We start from the raw sequence: 17106 nt of genomic DNA, 5'->3' as shown, positions 1-17106 counted from the left end.
ACGGGAGCAGGGCTCGGCCACCCCTGTGGACAACCCGTCCACAGCCTTGCGGCTACCCCGGATACGCGGGCGCCGAGCCCTTCTTGACGGCCGTCTTCCAGTTCGCCCCGGGCGGCAGCCGGACGATGCCGTCCTCCTGCGAGTGCGCCACAAGCGGCATCCGGTCGTCGTCGGTGGCCGCGATGTCCGTGAGCTTGTTGACGCTCGGCAGGGTGCCGGCCGCCGAGGTCGACCCGTCCGTCTGCACATAGCGCAGTTGCTGGGAGACCCCGCCGATCTCCTTGCCGACCACGACCAGACGGCTGCGCCCGGCCCAGGACACGGCGGTCACGTCCTCCATCTGCGGTGCCCCGGGGCGCAGTTCGCGCACCGAGACCACCTTCTTGTCACCGTCCTCGGCCCGCTCGACCCGGCCGATCCGCAGCGTCGTGTGCCCGCCCTCGGAGACGAGCAGTGCGATGCGCACACCGTCCGCCGACATGCGCACCTGCTGGATCTGCGCGCCGTTGAGACCCGTCACATCCACCGCCTCGGGCTCGCCCGTGCCCTGCGCGAGGCGCAGCAGCCGCGGCTTGGCCGGATTGCGGTCGGCCACCCACAGGTCGCCGCGCCCGTCCCAGCTCGGCGCCGAGAGGCCGCCGTTCTTGGCGTCCTTGTCGTCGCTGGTCACCGGCGTGTGCACCAGCTCGCCGCCGACCGCGAGCGGGGCCACGAGCAGGGCCTTGCCGTCCGCCGACACCCCGGCCGCGCGCTTCTCGTCCCGCGAGACCGCGACCGTACGCACCTGCTGCTCGCCCTTGCCGAACGGGCCCTGCACCGGCTCGGTCACCACCGAGGCGTCCGAACTGTCGGAGCTGTCCGTGCCGCCGCCCGAGCTGTCCGAACCGCTCGCGTCGGCCCGCATCCGCTCCACATGGCCCGTGGCGTCCACGAAGTACTGCCCAGGACTGGTCGACATGCGCTCCGGCGCGTACGTCTCGGCCTGGTCGCCGCTGAGCACACACAGCTGGGAGCCGTTGGCCCGGTCGAGCTCCACCTGACCGATCCGAGTGGTCGTCAGATCCCGCAGCGTGAACAGGAGTTGGGCCGCCATCCGCTTGCACTGCGCCTCGCCGACATTGGAGGCTCGCTCGTTCAGCGGGACCTTCAGCGCGTTGCGGTCGTCCAGGGCGAGCGACTTGGTGTCGCTCTTCAGCGCCGTTCCCGACGGAAACTTCGACGTGACCACCGGTTTCAGCCAGTTGGTCGGGCCGTCCAGGGCCGACTGCACCGTCTGCGTGATCAGGTTCATCTGCGTCTCGGGGTCGGTGCGCTGGCGCACGTACACCGGGTCGGCGACCAGCTGGTTCTGGCCCGCCGCGAAGTAGTACTTGTTGACCGAGCGGTAGATGCGCTGGAAGTCGGACTGCCCGAGCAGCAGCCCCTCCGGCAGCGCGTCGATGCGCCACTCCTTGCCCGTCCCGTCCGGACCGCTCTGCCGCACCAGGTGAATGGTCTGGCTGTAGGTGTCCTGCGGCTTGGCGGGCTGGTAGGCGCGCTGCTTGTCGACGACGGCGACGGGCTTGCCGGACACCGTGAAGGTGAAGCCGTTCGAGTCCGCGCCCCGGTCGCCGGACCGGTTCGGCTGCGGGTCGGGGCCGTCGGCGAGGACGGTGACCTGATTCGCCTGCCAGTCCTTCGCGGCCTTCGCGGTCAGATACTGGCGGGCCATCGCGAACTGGGGATCGTCGCTGGTCATGGCCTCTAGGAAGCCCGACACGATCTCGTTGGGCTCGGCGCCGGGCCGCGGCGGCACCGCGTAGACCTGCACCTGCGAATCGGCTCGCTGGGACGCCGAGACCGAGTGCACGTCACCGCTGCTCGGCATGGACGCACAGCCCGACACCAGCAGCGAGCCACAGCCCAGCACGACCACCGCCCGGGGCAGCGTGCCGCGGGTCCTCCCCCGGTCAGCGCCCACGGGCCGATCCCTCCTGGTCAGTCATGTCGGCGAGCCGCTCGGGGCTCGCTGCGCCTTCTCCGCGCTCCGCGGCGGGCCGCGTGCCCGGTTCCGCGTCGGTCAGCCGGGCCACCACGCGGCCCCCGCCGCCTCCGGGCAGCCCGGCCGGACTGGCCGCGGGACCCGAGGTGCGCGGGCGCACCGGCGCCGTGGGCGGCACGGGCAGCGTGGAACGGTCCAGGCGCGGCGTCGGTACGGAGGAGAGCCGGTTGCCCTGCGCCTGCGCGGCCCCCGCCTCGGCCTTCGCCCGCTCACGGGCGGCCCGTGAGTCCTCCGGCTCCAGCGGTATCGGCGATCCGCGCAACGGCTCGTCGGCGGTACGCGGCAGGGTCAGGCGGAACTGCGAACCGCCGCCCGGCTCGCCCCAGGCCTGCAGCCAGCCGCCGTGCAGCCGTGCGTCCTCGACGGCGATCGACAGGCCGAGCCCCGTACCACCGGTGGTGCGGGCGCGCGCAGGGTCGGCCCGCCAGAAGCGGTTGAACACCCGCGTCGCCTCGCCCGGCTTGAGCCCGACGCCGTAGTCCCGCACCGCGACCGCGACGGCCCCGCCGGCCGCCGCGAGGCGCACCACGACGTCCCGCCCCTCGCCGTGCTCGACGGCGTTGACGACCAGGTTGCGCAGCACCCGCTCGACCCGGCGGGCATCGGCCTCGGCGACCACGGGCTGTTCGTCGCCGGCCACCCGTATCCGAGTGCCCTTGCGCTCGGCGAGCGGCTCGGCGCCCTCGATCACCCGGCGCACGACCTCCCGCAGGTCTATCGGCTCGGCTTCGAGTGCCGCCGCGCCCGCGTCGAACCGGCTGATCTCCAGGAGGTCGGCGAGCAGCGACTCGAACCGGTCCAGCTGCCCCGCGAGCAGCTCGGCCGAACGCGCCGTCACCGGGTCGAAGTCGACCCGCGCCTCATGGATGACATCGGCTGCCATCCGTACGGTCGTCAGAGGTGTGCGCAGCTCGTGCGAGACGTCGGACACGAACCGCCGCTGCATCCGCGACAGCTCCTCCAGCTGGTTGATCTTGCCCTGGAGGTTCTGCGCCATCTTGTTGAAGGCCTCGCCGAGCCGGGCGATGTCGTCCTCGCCGGTGACCTTCATGCGCTCTCTGAGGACGCCGGTGGAGAGCCGTTCGGCGACTCCGGCCGCCATCCGCACCGGCGTGACCACCTGCCGCACCACGAGCCAGGCGATCGCCCCGAGCAGCACCACGACGAAGAGCCCGGCGGTCGCCAGCGTCGTCTTGACCAGGGTGAGCGACTTCTCCTCCTGCACCAGCGGGAAGAGGTAGTAGAGCTGGTAGGACTGCCCGTCGACGTCCTTGAGCCGGGTGCCCACCACGAGCCCGGGCTCGGCTTCCTGGCCGTCGGTGAACTTGATCGAGGTGTACGTCTTGAACGCGCCGACGCCCTCGTCGACGCTGTCGCGCAAGCTCTGCGGAACGCTCGCGCGGGGGTCCACGAAGCCGGAGGCGCGCGGCCCGCGGTTGCTGGACGCCGAGTCGGAGTCCGACGAGGCCGAGCCCAGGGCGACGACGTAGAACGCGCCCTGGCCGCTGCTCGCGAGCTGGGTCACCAGGTCGTTGCGCCAGCTCACCGAGGAGCCGGAACCGCGGCCCGAGGTGGAGTCGTCACCGGACGAGACGGGGCTGCCCGCCTTGTCCTTCGCGACTGCGAAACCGCCGGCGGACTGGCTCACGGCCGCCTTCTCCTTGGTTTCGAGCAGGCCGTTGCGCACCGCCCCGATGACCACGAAGCCGAGCAGCACGACCACGCCCAGCGACATCAGCAGGGTGGCCGCGACCACCCGCAGCTGGATGTTGCGCCGCCACAGCCGCGCGGCGGGCAGCAACGGGCGCCGCAGCCAGCGCACGACGAGGCGCAGCACCGGACCGCCGGGCGCTCCGTCCTGGAGCAGCCGGCCGCCCCAGGACGTCTTGCGCCCAGCTTCTTGGGTCATCTCAGCTCGGTCCTGCCTTGTAACCGACCCCACGGACGGTCACCACGATCTCCGGCCGCTCGGGGTCCTTCTCGACCTTCGAGCGCAGCCGCTGGACATGCACGTTGACCAGGCGGGTGTCCGCCGCGTGGCGGTAGCCCCAGACCTGTTCGAGGAGCACTTCTCGAGTGAACACCTGCCACGGCTTGCGGGCGAGCGCGACCAGCAGGTCGAACTCCAGCGGGGTCAGTGCGATCGACTGTCCGTCCCGCTTCACCGAGTGCCCGGCCACGTCGATGACCAGATCGCCGATGGCGAGCTGCTCCGGCGCAGGCTCCTCGGACCTGCGCAGCCTGGCTCGGATCCGGGCGACCAGCTCCTTCGGCTTGAACGGCTTCACGATGTAGTCGTCGGCCCCGGACTCCAGGCCGACCACCACGTCCACGGTGTCGCTCTTTGCGGTGAGCATGACGATCGGCACACCCGACTCGGCCCTGATCAGCCTGCAGACCTCAATGCCATCCCGTCCGGGCAGCATGAGATCGAGCAGCACCAGGTCGGGCTTGGCGTCACGGAATGCCGCCAGTGCCTTGTCGCCATCCGCTACGAACGACGGCTCAAAACCTTCTCCACGCAACACAATGCCGAGCATCTCGGCCAGTGCGGTGTCGTCGTCGACGACAAGGACGCGTCCCTTCATAAACGTCATCATCCCATTAGCTAATCGTTACCCGGCGTGACCTGGCACACAGCTCCCTCAGCCCGCCCCCTGTCACCGGGGAGAGCACCCCTTCCTCCGTGACGATCGCCGTGACCAGTTCCGGCGGCGTCACATCGAAGGCGGGGTTGTACGCCTGCGTCCCCAGAGGTGCCACGGGCAGTCCGGAACCCGCCCCCCAGCCGCCCCCCGGGACCTGCGGCGCAGTGAACTCTGTCACCTCCTGGCCGGGACGCTGCTCGACCTCGATCGAAGCGCCGTCGGGAGTCTCCAGATCCACCGTGGTGACAGGCGCGACCACGACGAACGGCACGTGGTGGTACTTGGCGAGCACGGCGAGCGGATAGCTCCCCACCTTGTTCGCCACCGAGCCGTCGGCCGCGATGCGGTCGGCGCCGATGAGCACCGCGTCCACCTCACCGGCCGCGAACAGCGAGCCGGCCGCATTGTCGCTCAGCAGGCTGTACGCCATTCCACTGCCCGCCGCTTCGTACGCCGTCAGCCGCGCTCCCTGCAGCAGCGGCCGCGTCTCGTCGACCCACAGCCGCCGCAGCCGGCCCGCCCGGTGCGCGGCCAGCGCCACCGCGAAGGCGGTGCCCTCGCCGCCCGAGACAAGGCGGCCGGTGTTGCAGTGGGTGAGGATGCGGTGGCTGCCGCCGGGCAGCAGCTCGTCGAGCAGCGCGAGCCCGTGCCGGGCCATCCGCACGCTGGCCTCGGCATCGGCCCGGTGCAGCTCCTTGGCCGCGGCCAGCGCCACCGCCCCGGCCTCAGCCCGGCCCACGCCCTTCTCGACGGCCGCCCGGTACGCCCCGGCCGCCAGCCGCACCCCGTACCCGAGGTTGACCGCGGTGGGCCGCGCCCCCGCGAGCAGCGCCGCCGCCTCGTCCACGTCGTAGCCGCGTGCCGCGGCGAGCGCCACCCCGTAGGCCCCGGCGATGCCGAGCAGCGGGGCACCTCGTACCGCCAGCGTCTGGATGGCGAGCACCAGACCCGGCACATCCGTGCAGACGAGCTCCACCTCCTCGGCCGGCAGCCGGGTCTGGTCCAGGAGGACCAGCACCGGGCCCTCCGGCGGCTCGTCCCAGCGCAGCGAGGGAATCCCCGAAGGACCGGGGCCCATGGTGGTTCGCACGTCCTGATCAGCCATTCGCCCAGTCTGCCCCGTGAGCCACCGACAATTGAAGGTGCGAACGAGATACGGGGGCAGGTCCGCGGCCAGGATCCACGTGGCACGATGGCAGCCAACCCGAAGGAGCCGGCACGCGCAGCCGGTCCCGCGACCAATCCACGAGGTGGACGACCGTGAACGACTCTCCGGGCTGGGCCTCGCCCGGATCGGCCCCCTCCGACGGCGAAAACTCCGGCACTCCCCCGACACCCGAGCCCTCCGACCGGGCCCGTGCCTCCTCGAAGTGGTCGCAGGACCAGCCCCCGGCCGCTCAGTGGTCCCCGCCGGGCGCCGGCCAGACGCCTCCCCCGCCGAAGCCCGGCTGGGGCGGCCCGCAGCAGGGCCCCAGCGGCTGGGGCCAGGTCCCGGGGCAGCCTCCGGGCGGCAACTGGAACCAGAACTACGGCCGTCCGCCCGCCGCCAAGCCGGGCGTCATCCCGCTGCGCCCACTGGGCGTCGGCGAGATCCTCGACGGCGCCGTCTCCACCACACGCGCCCACTGGCGCACGGTCCTCGGCCTGACGCTGGCCGTCGCGGTGATCTCCCAGATCGCACAGATCCTCGCCGTCCGGTTCATCCTGCCGCCCCCCGCCTCGATCGATCCGAACGCGACCGGCACCGAGGCCGTCAACCAGGCCTTCGACTCGCTGCAGTCCAGCCTGCTCGACTTCACGCCGTCCCTGATCATCGGTCAGTTCGCCACGCTGTTCACGACGGCCGTCCTCACCATCGTCGTCAGCCGTTCCGTGCTCGGCCGCCCGGTGAGCCTCGACGATGCCTGGACCGAGGCCCGCCCGCGGCTGCTGAGCCTGTTCGGTCTGCTGGCCCTCCTGTTCGGCATGTTCTGCGCGATCTTCGCCGTCGGTATCCTTCCCGGCGTGCTCCTCGGGGGAGGCGGCGGCGCCGCACTCGTCGTGCTCGGCGGTCTCGCCGCGTCCGTGGTCACCCTCTGGCTGTACGTCCGCTTCAGCCTCGCCTCCCCGGCGCTGATGCTGGAACGGCAGGGCATCCTCCAGTCCCTGCGCCGCTCCGCCAAGCTCGTCAACGGCTCCTGGTGGCGCATCTTCGGCATCAGCCTGCTGACGTCGATCCTGATGGCCATCGTCTCGATGATCATCATGATCCCGTTCGCCGCGATCGCGACGGCCGTGGACAGCAGCGACTTCCACGGCATCCTGAGCGGCACCGCCCCGGAGTTCGGCTGGTCCTACCTGATCATCTCGGGGATCGGAGCCGTGATCGCCTCGGCGATCACCTACCCCATCGCCGCCGGCGTCAACGTGCTGCTCTACATCGACCAGCGCATCCGCCGCGAGGCCCTCGACCTCGAACTCGCCCGCGCCGCAGGCGTTCCCGGCTACGAGACACCCGGGAGCTGATGCAGTGTCAGGAGCGGGGGGCTTCATCACGGCACGACTACAGAACGGCGCATCCGGCACGCCTCCGGTGGACATCGGGCGCGACGCCGCCCGCGAGGCGGCGCGGCGCGAACTGTCCGACCCGGCGTACCACCAGAACGACCCGAGCCTCCTCCAGCGTGCACTCAACGCGTTCTGGGACTGGGTCGGCTCGCTCTTCGACTCGGCATCCGGAGCCACCCCTGGCGGCCCGCTCGGCATGGTCGTGATCGCGGTAGCCGTCCTCGCGCTGATCGCCGCGCTGTGGTGGCGGCTCGGCACCCCGCAGCGGGCCGTCACCTCGGGCGGCACGGTCTTCGACGACCGCCCGCGCAGCGCCGCCGAACACCGCACCGCGGCCGAGACGCATGCCGCCGCCCGCCGCTGGAACGAAGCCGTCCAGGAACGGATGCGCGCCATCGTCCGCTCGCTGGAAGAGCGCGCCCTCCTCGACCCCCGCCCCGGCCGCACCGCCGACGAGGCCGCCGCCGAAGCGGGCCGCCACCTGCCCGGCCACGCGGACCGACTCCGGGCCGCCGCCCGGTCGTTCGACGACGTCACATACGGTGGCCGCATCGCCGACGAAGCAGCGTACGGACGCCTGAGCGACCTCGACCGCGACCTCGAACGCACCAAGCCTGCGTTGAGCCATGCGGTCCAGGGAGGGGCCGAATGACCGCCCCCATAACCGCCCCGACCTCCGCCTCGGTCACAGCCCGCCAGCTGTGGACCCGCACCCGGGGCCTCCTGCTCGCCCTCGCCGTCCTGGCCTCGGCCGGTATCGCGCTCGCCGCGCTGCACTCCAACTCCCAGCACGGCAGCCTCGACCCGCGCTCCGCCGACCAATACGGCAGCCGAGCCGTCGCCCAACTCCTCAAGGCCCAGGGAGTCTCCACCCGCGTGGTCACCACCCTCGACGAGGCGACAGCGGCCACCGGCCCCGACACCACGCTCCTGATCACGGTCCCCGACCTCCTGACCGAGGGGCAGCAACGCCAAGTCCGCGCCGCCACCAGCGATTCCGGCGGCCGTACGGTCCTCATCGCCCCCGGCTCGCCCTCCCTGGGCGTCCTCGCCCCCGGGGTACGTGCCGAGAGCCCCGTCTCCGTCAAGCCCCGCGACCCCCACTGCTCCCAGCCCGCCGCGACGCGAGCCGGCCGCGCCGACACCGGCGGCATCCGCTACGCAGCCCCCGATGAGAACAGCGACGGCTGCTACCCGGCCGACGGACTGCCCACCCTGCTCCGCACCGCGCCCCAGGGCCAGGGCGACACTGTCCTCCTCGGCGCCCCCGACATCCTCCTCAACCACCGCCTCGGCAAGGAGGGCAACGCCTCCCTCGCCCTCCAACTGCTCGGCACTCGCCCCCATGTGGTCTGGTACCTCCCCTCGCTGGGTGACGCGTCGGCCACCGACGGCGGCCAACGCTCCTTCCTCGACCTGATCCCCTCCGGATGGCGCTGGGCCACCCTCCAACTCGCCCTCGCCGCCGTGCTCGCCGCCATCTGGCGAGCCCGCCGGCTCGGCCCCCTCGTCACCGAGCGACTCCCGGTCGCCATCCGCGCGTCCGAGGCGACCGAGGGGCGCGCCCGCCTCTACCGCAAGGCCAACGCCCGCGACCGCGCGGCCGACACCCTCCGTTCGGCCACCCGCAGCCGTCTGGCGCCCCTCGTCGGCGTGACCGCCTCGGCGGCACACTCCCCCGAGGTCCTCGTACCTGCCGTCTCCACCCGGCTTCCCGCCGCCGGCCGTGACCCCCTTTCCCTGCTCTTCGGCCCGACACCCGCCGACGACGCCGCACTGGTCCGCCTCGCGGACGAACTGGACGCCCTCGAAAGAGAGGTACGCACTTCATGAGCGACCGCACCCCGGAGACCGCAGCGAACCCGGACAGCGCCCGTGCTTCCCTGGAAGCCCTGCGCGCCGAGATCGCCAAGGCCGTGGTCGGCCAGGACTCCGCCGTCACCGGCCTCGTCGTCGCCCTCCTGTGCCGCGGCCATGTGCTGCTCGAAGGTGTGCCTGGTGTCGCCAAGACCCTCCTGGTGCGCACGCTGGCAGCCTCCCTCGAACTCGACACCAAGCGCGTCCAGTTCACCCCCGATCTGATGCCGAGCGACGTCACCGGCTCCCTCATCTACGACGCCCGTACCGCGGAGTTCTCCTTCCAGCCCGGTCCGGTCTTCACCAATCTGCTGCTCGCGGACGAGATCAACCGCACCCCGCCCAAGACCCAGTCGTCCCTCCTCGAAGCCATGGAAGAGCGTCAGGTCACGGTCGACGGCACCCCGCGCTTCCTGCCCGACCCGTTCCTGGTGGCCGCCACCCAGAACCCGGTCGAATACGAGGGCACGTACCCCCTGCCCGAGGCCCAACTGGACCGATTCCTGCTGAAGTTGACGGTGCCGCTGCCATCCCGCCAGGACGAGATAGACGTACTGGCCCGCCATGCGAACGGCTTCAACCCCCGCGACCTCACGGCGGCAGGCGTACGCCCGGTGGCCGGCACCGCCGACCTCGAAGCCGCCCGCGCCGCCGTCGCCAAGACCTCGGTCTCGGCCGAGATCACCGGCTATGTCGTCGATATCTGTCGTGCCACGCGTAAATCCCCCTCGCTCAGCCTCGGGGTCTCCCCCCGCGGCGCCACCGCCCTGCTCTCCACGGCCCGGGCCTGGGCCTGGCTCACCGGCCGGGACTACGTCATCCCGGACGACGTGAAAGCCCTGGCACTCCCCACACTTCGCCACCGCATCCAACTGCGCCCCGAAGCCGAGATGGAGGGCGTCACCGCCGACTCTGTCATCACCTCGGTCCTCGCCCACGTCCCCGTGCCCCGCTGAGGCGCCCCCATGGCCCTCACCGGACGCTCCGCACTCCTCGCCGCCCTCGGCTCCATCCCGGTCGGTGTCTTCGCCCCGGGCTGGACCGGCATGCTGGCAGTCAACGCTCCCCTTGCACTCGCAATTCTGTGCGACTACGCCTGCGCAGCGCCAGTACAGAAGCTGCAGTTCACTCGAAGCGGTGACACGTCAGTTCGACTGGGTGACGCGGCCGAAGTCGGCCTCACCGTCATCAACCCGTCAAGCCGCCGCCTCCGCGCCCAGCTCAGGGACGCCTGGCCGCCGAGCAGTTGGCCTTCCGGCACCGAACAGGCCGCGTCCCGACACCCGTTGACTATCCCGGCCGGCGAACGAAGCCGCCTGTCCACAGTCCTGCGGCCGACCCGCCGGGGCGACCGCCACGCGGACCGCGTCACGATCCGCTCGTACGGCCCGCTCGGCCTGGCCGCCCGCCAGGGCAGCCACCGCGTCCCCTGGACGGTCCGCGTCCTGCCACCCTTCACAAGCCGCAAGCACCTGCCGTCCCGCCTTGCCCGGCTCCGTGAACTCGACGGCCGCACCAGCGTGTTGACCCGCGGTGAGGGCACCGAATTCGACAGCCTCCGCGAGTATGTTCCCGGCGACGACACCCGCTCCATCGACTGGCGCGCCACCGCCCGCCAGGGAAATGTCGCCGTACGCACCTGGCGCCCTGAGCGCGACCGCCACGTGCTAGTCGTCCTCGACACCGGTCGCACATCGGCCGGCCGCGTCGGCGACGTACCCCGGCTGGACGCCGCCATGGACGCCGGGCTGCTGCTCGCCGCCCTCGCTTCACGAGCCGGCGACCGAGTCGATCTCCTCGCCTATGACCGTCGGGTACGCGCCCAGGTACTGGGCCGAGCCGCAGGCGAGCTCCTGCCCGCGCTAGTCAACGCAATGGCCCCACTCGAACCGTCCCTCGTGGAGACCGACGCCCGTGGCCTCAGCGCAGCAGCCCTGACCCATGCACCCCGCCGCTCCCTGATCGTCCTGCTGACCAGCCTGGACACAGCGACAGCCGAAGAGGGCCTGCTCCCCATACTGCCTCAACTCACTCAGCGGCACACGGTGCTGGTGGCATCGGTGGCCGACCCCCACATCCGGCAGATGGCAGCCGCACGAGGCAACGTCGAGGCGGTCTACGAGGCGGCCGCAGCCAGCCAGACCCAGCAACAGCGCCGCCGCACCGCCGAGAAACTGATGCGCCACGGCGTCACAGTTGTCGACGCCACCCCGGACGAACTGGCCCCGGCCTTGGCCGACGCATACCTCGAGCTCAAGGCGACGGGCCACCTGTAAGAAGAAGGGAAGGAAAGAGAGGGGTGGAAGAAAGGAGCCCACTTCCAACCCTCCCTGAAACGCGAAAAAGCCCCGCACCGTGATCCGTGTATACGGACCTGGTGCGGGGCTTTCCCCACAATTTGTTCGGCGGCGTCCTACTCTCCCACAGGGTCCCCCCTGCAGTACCATCGGCGCTGAAAGGCTTAGCTTCCGGGTTCGGAATGTAACCGGGCGTTTCCCTAACGCTATGACCACCGAAACACTATGAAGTTGAACACCGGAACCCACCGAAACCAGGGGTTCTCACGGCTGTTCATTGCTTCAGAACAAACACAGTGGACGCGAGCAACTGAGGACAAGCCCTCGGCCTATTAGTACCAGTCAGCTCCACCCGTTACCGGGCTTCCACATCTGGCCTATCAACCCAGTCGTCTACTGGGAGCCTTACCCCATCAAGTGGGTGGGAACACTCATCTCGAAGCAGGCTTCCCGCTTAGATGCTTTCAGCGGTTATCCTTTCCGAACGTAGCCAACCAGCCATGCCCTTGGCAGGACAACTGGCACACCAGAGGTTCGTCCGTCCCGGTCCTCTCGTACTAGGGACAGCCCTTCTCAATATTCCTGCGCGCGCAGCGGATAGGGACCGAACTGTCTCACGACGTTCTAAACCCAGCTCGCGTACCGCTTTAATGGGCGAACAGCCCAACCCTTGGGACCGACTCCAGCCCCAGGATGCGACGAGCCGACATCGAGGTGCCAAACCATCCCGTCGATATGGACTCTTGGGGAAGATCAGCCTGTTATCCCCGGGGTACCTTTTATCCGTTGAGCGACGGCGCTTCCACAAGCCACCGCCGGATCACTAGTCCCGACTTTCGTCCCTGCTCGACCCGTCGGTCTCACAGTCAAGCTCCCTTGTGCACTTACACTCAACACCTGATTGCCAACCAGGCTGAGGGAACCTTTGGGCGCCTCCGTTACTCTTTAGGAGGCAACCGCCCCAGTTAAACTACCCATCAGACACTGTCCCTGATCCGGATCACGGACCGAGGTTAGACATCCAGCACGACCAGAGTGGTATTTCAACGACGACTCCACCATGACTGGCGTCACGGCTTCACAGTCTCCCACCTATCCTACACAAGCCGAACCGAACACCAATATCAAACTGTAGTAAAGGTCCCGGGGTCTTTCCGTCCTGCTGCGCGAAACGAGCATCTTTACTCGTAGTGCAATTTCACCGGGCCTATGGTTGAGACAGTCGAGAAGTCGTTACGCCATTCGTGCAGGTCGGAACTTACCCGACAAGGAATTTCGCTACCTTAGGATGGTTATAGTTACCACCGCCGTTTACTGGCGCTTAAGTTCTCAGCTTCGCCACACCGAAATGTGACTAACCGGTCCCCTTAACGTTCCAGCACCGGGCAGGCGTCAGTCCGTATACATCGCCTTACGGCTTCGCACGGACCTGTGTTTTTAGTAAACAGTCGCTTCTCGCTGGTCTCTGCGGCCACCCCCAGCTCAGAGTGCAAGACTCATCACCAGTTGTGGCCCCCCTTCTCCCGAAGTTACGGGGGCATTTTGCCGAGTTCCTTAACCATAGTTCACCCGAACGCCTCGGTATTCTCTACCTGACCACCTGAGTCGGTTTAGGGTACGGGCCGCCATGAAACTCGCTAGAGGCTTTTCTCGACAGCATAGGATCATCCACTTCACCACAATCGGCTCGGCATCAGGTCTCAGGCTTCATGCTGTCCGGATTTACCTGGACAACGCCCTACACCCTTACCCCGGGACAACCACCGCCCGGGCTGGACTACCTTCCTGCGTCACCCCATCGCTTACCTACTACAAGTCTGGGTCACCGGCTCCACCACTTTCCTTTCCCCGAAGGGTCCGGAACGGCTTCACGGGCTTAGCATCGCCTGATTCGATACTGGGCGTTTCAAAGCGGGTACCGGAATATCAACCGGTTGTCCATCGACTACGCCTGTCGGCCTCGCCTTAGGTCCCGACTTACCCTGGGCAGATCAGCTTGACCCAGGAACCCTTAGTCAATCGGCGCACACGTTTCTCACGTGTGTATCGCTACTCATGCCTGCATTCTCACTCGTGAACCGTCCACCACTAGCTTCCGCTGCAGCTTCACCCGGCACACGACGCTCCCCTACCCAACCCAACAGGCGTTGGCCCTATTGCTGGATTGACACGACTTCGGCGGTACGCTTGAGCCCCGCTACATTGTCGGCGCGGAATCACTTGACCAGTGAGCTATTACGCACTCTTTCAAGGGTGGCTGCTTCTAAGCCAACCTCCTGGTTGTCTCTGCGACTCCACATCCTTTCCCACTTAGCGTACGCTTAGGGGCCTTAGTCGATGCTCTGGGCTGTTTCCCTCTCGACCATGGAGCTTATCCCCCACAGTCTCACTGCCGCGCTCTCACTTACCGGCATTCGGAGTTTGGCTAAGGTCAGTAACCCGGTAGGGCCCATCGCCTATCCAGTGCTCTACCTCCGGCAAGAAACACACGACGCTGCACCTAAATGCATTTCGGGGAGAACCAGCTATCACGGAGTTTGATTGGCCTTTCACCCCTAACCACAGGTCATCCCCCAGGTTTTCAACCCTGGTGGGTTCGGTCCTCCACGACCTCTTACAGCCGCTTCAACCTGCCCATGGCTAGATCACTCCGCTTCGGGTCTAGAGCGTGCAACTCAAACGCCCTGTTCGGACTCGCTTTCGCTACGGCTTCCCCACACGGGTTAACCTCGCTACACACCGCTAACTCGCAGGCTCATTCTTCAAAAGGCACGCAGTCACGACGTTGAGTACAAGTACTCAACGCGACGCTCCCACGGCTTGTAGGCACACGGTTTCAGGTACTATTTCACTCCGCTCCCGCGGTACTTTTCACCATTCCCTCACGGTACTATCCGCTATCGGTCACCAGGGAATATTTAGGCTTAGCGGGTGGTCCCGCCAGATTCACACGGGATTTCTCGGGCCCCGTGCTACTTGGGTGTCTCTCAAACGAGCCGTTGATGTTTCAGCTACGGGGGTCTTACCCTCTACGCCGGACCTTTCGCATGTCCTTCGCCTACACCAACGGTTTCTGACTCGCCTCACAGCCGGCAGACTGTGAAAGAGAGATCCCACAACCCCGCATGCGCAACCCCTGCCGGGTATCACACGCATACGGTTTGGCCTCATCCGGTTTCGCTCGCCACTACTCCCGGAATCACGGTTGTTTTCTCTTCCTGAGGGTACTGAGATGTTTCACTTCCCCTCGTTCCCTCCACATACCCTATGTGTTCAGGTACGGGTGACAGCCCATGACGACTGCCGGGTTTCCCCATTCGGAAACCCCCGGATCAAAGCCTGGTTGACGGCTCCCCGGGGACTATCGTGGCCTCCCACGTCCTTCATCGGTTCCTGGTGCCAAGGCATCCACCGTGCGCCCTTAAAAACTTGGCCACAGATGCTCGCGTCCACTGTGCAGTTCTCAAACAACGACCAGCCACCCATCACCCCCACCTTGCAGTGGAGTGCACTGGGGCCGGCAACCGAAGACACAACCTTCACGGCCGCACCTTCAGACACCCAACAGCGTGCCCGGCCCAGCCAGCCGATGTATTTCGCGTTCCACGCCGAAGCAGTACTTGCAAAACCACCGAACCAACTGTGCCGAATAGTCAACGTTCCACCCATGAGCTGACCGTGCAGGACATCTGCCTGCAGACGGTGCTGTGCTCCTTAGAAAGGAGGTGATCCAGCCGCACCTTCCGGTACGGCTACCTTGTTACGACTTCGTCCCAATCGCCAGTCCCACCTTCGACAGCTCCCTCCCACAAGGGGTTGGGCCACCGGCTTCGGGTGTTACCGACTTTCGTGACGTGACGGGCGGTGTGTACAAGGCCCGGGAACGTATTCACCGCAGCAATGCTGATCTGCGATTACTAGCAACTCCGACTTCATGGGGTCGAGTTGCAGACCCCAATCCGAACTGAGACCGGCTTTTTGAGATTCGCTCCGCCTCACGGCATCGCAGCTCTTTGTACCGGCCATTGTAGCACGTGTGCAGCCCAAGACATAAGGGGCATGATGACTTGACGTCGTCCCCACCTTCCTCCGAGTTGACCCCGGCAGTCTCCTGTGAGTCCCCATCACCCCGAAGGGCATGCTGGCAACACAGAACAAGGGTTGCGCTCGTTGCGGGACTTAACCCAACATCTCACGACACGAGCTGACGACAGCCATGCACCACCTGTATACCGACCACAAGGGGGACACCATCTCTGATGTTTTCCGGTATATGTCAAGCCTTGGTAAGGTTCTTCGCGTTGCGTCGAATTAAGCCACATGCTCCGCTGCTTGTGCGGGCCCCCGTCAATTCCTTTGAGTTTTAGCCTTGCGGCCGTACTCCCCAGGCGGGGAACTTAATGCGTTAGCTGCGGCACCGACGACGTGGAATGTCGCCAACACCTAGTTCCCAACGTTTACGGCGTGGACTACCAGGGTATCTAATCCTGTTCGCTCCCCACGCTTTCGCTCCTCAGCGTCAGTAATGGCCCAGAGATCCGCCTTCGCCACCGGTGTTCCTCCTGATATCTGCGCATTTCACCGCTACACCAGGAATTCCGATCTCCCCTACCACACTCTAGCCAGCCCGTATCGAATGCAGACCCGGGGTTAAGCCCCGGGCTTTCACATCCGACGCGACTGGCCGCCTACGAGCTCTTTACGCCCAATAATTCCGGACAACGCTTGCGCCCTACGTATTACCGCGGCTGCTGGCACGTAGTTAGCCGGCGCTTCTTCTGCAGGTACCGTCACTTGCGCTTCTTCCCTGCTGAAAGAGGTTTACAACCCGAAGGCCGTCATCCCTCACGCGGCGTCGCTGCATCAGGCTTTCGCCCATTGTGCAATATTCCCCACTGCTGCCTCCCGTAGGAGTCTGGGCCGTGTCTCAGTCCCAGTGTGGCCGGTCGCCCTCTCAGGCCGGCTACCCGTCGTCGCCTTGGTAGGCCATCACCCCACCAACAAGCTGATAGGCCGCGGGCTCATCCTTCACCGCCGGAGCTTTCAACCCCCCACCATGCGGTGGAAGGTGTTATCCGGTATTAGACCCCGTTTCCAGGGCTTGTCCCAGAGTGAAGGGCAGATTGCCCACGTGTTACTCACCCGTTCGCCACTAATCCACCCCGAAGGGCTTCATCGTTCGACTTGCATGTGTTAAGCACGCCGCCAGCGTTCGTCCTGAGCCAGGATCAAACTCTCCATGAATGTTTACCCGTCATCGGGTGCACACATCACGTAAGAGCGGGACGGAACCACCGGAATAAGGCGGCCCGTCCACAGCGTCCTCGCTGTGTTTGTCGCCACCCACACCCCAAAAGGGGACGGATGGACTTTTCAAAGGAACCTCGATCCGCCGGAGCGGATACGGGGTTGTCAATCTGGCGTTGACTTTTGGCACGCTGTTGAGTTCTCAAGGAACGGACGCTTCCTTCGTACTCACCCTCGCGGGCTTTCCTCCGGGCGCTTCCCTTCGGCATTTCGTGTTTCCAGCTTAGCAGATCCGATTTCCCGTTTCTGCCACCCGCTGGAGCGGGCTGCCGATTCGTTGTCCGCTTTCGCGTTTCCCTTTTCGGCGATTCCGACTCTATCAGAAGCGTTTCAGCCGACCGAATCGACTTCGTTGACTTCGAATGGTGAATCGAAATGGCTCATCATTCAGAAATTCAATTTCCGATGA

General features: G+C 66.9%; 9 protein-coding genes and 3 rRNA genes. 5 read left to right on the top strand and 7 right to left on the bottom strand.

The features are described 5' to 3' along the window. Positions 1-52 precede the first annotated feature (52 nt). From ACSHXC_RS23850 to mtnA, 4 genes are read right to left on the bottom strand one after another with little or no spacing between them, the layout of a single operon-like run. Entirely contained in the window at positions 53-1960 is a 1908-nt protein-coding gene (locus tag ACSHXC_RS23850) for an LpqB family beta-propeller domain-containing protein (protein WP_438293560.1), read from the bottom strand. Then, the gene (gene mtrB / locus ACSHXC_RS23845; protein WP_438293559.1) at positions 1950-3950 is read right to left on the bottom strand and encodes an MtrAB system histidine kinase MtrB; all 2001 of its coding nucleotides are present in this window, start codon (positions 3948-3950) and stop codon (positions 1950-1952) included. The genes ACSHXC_RS23850 and mtrB overlap by 11 nt, the downstream gene beginning before the upstream one ends. 1 nt (position 3951) lies before the next feature. After that, the gene (mtrA, locus tag ACSHXC_RS23840) at positions 3952-4641 is read right to left on the bottom strand and encodes a two-component system response regulator MtrA (protein WP_189389435.1); all 690 of its coding nucleotides are present in this window, start codon (positions 4639-4641) and stop codon (positions 3952-3954) included. Positions 4642-4645: 4 nt separating this feature from the next. After that, complete coding sequence (gene mtnA / locus ACSHXC_RS23835) at positions 4646-5794, bottom strand: S-methyl-5-thioribose-1-phosphate isomerase (RefSeq protein WP_438293558.1); 1149 nt, start codon at positions 5792-5794, stop codon at positions 4646-4648. 155 nt (positions 5795-5949) lie between these two features. Here mtnA and ACSHXC_RS23830 point away from each other — a divergent pair, with 155 nt between their 5' ends. From ACSHXC_RS23830 to ACSHXC_RS23810, 5 genes are read left to right on the top strand one after another with little or no spacing between them, the layout of a single operon-like run. Further along, a complete protein-coding gene (locus ACSHXC_RS23830; protein WP_438293557.1) occupies positions 5950-7194 on the top strand; it encodes a hypothetical protein in 1245 nt (414 codons plus the stop codon). Between the two features lie 4 nt (positions 7195-7198). Further along, positions 7199-7888 carry a DUF4129 domain-containing protein gene (locus tag ACSHXC_RS23825; protein ID WP_438293556.1) on the top strand — a complete coding sequence of 230 codons (690 nt, stop codon included), beginning with the start codon at positions 7199-7201 and terminating at the stop codon, positions 7886-7888. Next, the gene (locus ACSHXC_RS23820; RefSeq protein WP_438293555.1) at positions 7885-9069 is read left to right on the top strand and encodes a DUF4350 domain-containing protein; all 1185 of its coding nucleotides are present in this window, start codon (positions 7885-7887) and stop codon (positions 9067-9069) included. The genes ACSHXC_RS23825 and ACSHXC_RS23820 overlap by 4 nt, the downstream gene beginning before the upstream one ends. Then, complete coding sequence (locus ACSHXC_RS23815) at positions 9066-10049, top strand: AAA family ATPase (protein ID WP_438293554.1); 984 nt, start codon at positions 9066-9068, stop codon at positions 10047-10049. Before ACSHXC_RS23820 ends, ACSHXC_RS23815 begins: the two co-directional genes overlap by 4 nt. A gap of 9 nt (positions 10050-10058) precedes the next feature. Continuing rightward, positions 10059-11369, top strand: coding sequence for a DUF58 domain-containing protein (locus ACSHXC_RS23810; RefSeq protein WP_438293553.1), 1311 nt, complete (start codon positions 10059-10061; stop codon positions 11367-11369). A gap of 124 nt (positions 11370-11493) precedes the next feature. Here the strand turns inward: ACSHXC_RS23810 and rrf are convergent. The 3 genes from rrf to ACSHXC_RS23795 form a co-directional block, all read right to left on the bottom strand. Next, positions 11494-11610: ribosomal RNA gene (gene rrf / locus ACSHXC_RS23805) — 5S ribosomal RNA — on the bottom strand. A 92-nt stretch (positions 11611-11702) separates the two neighbouring features. Beyond that, a 23S ribosomal RNA gene (locus ACSHXC_RS23800) occupies positions 11703-14825 on the bottom strand. A 283-nt stretch (positions 14826-15108) separates the two neighbouring features. Then, positions 15109-16634 (bottom strand): 16S ribosomal RNA (locus tag ACSHXC_RS23795). The 16S, 23S and 5S rRNA genes sit together here, the layout of an rRNA operon. Positions 16635-17106: the final 472 nt, after the last annotated feature.

The sequence above is a fragment of the Streptomyces sp. HUAS TT7 genome, from assembly GCF_051550175.1.
In the GTDB taxonomy this organism is placed as follows: domain Bacteria; phylum Actinomycetota; class Actinomycetes; order Streptomycetales; family Streptomycetaceae; genus Streptomyces.
The sequence above is the reverse complement of the archived record's forward strand: the minus strand, read 5'-3'. Positions and strand labels throughout refer to the sequence as shown.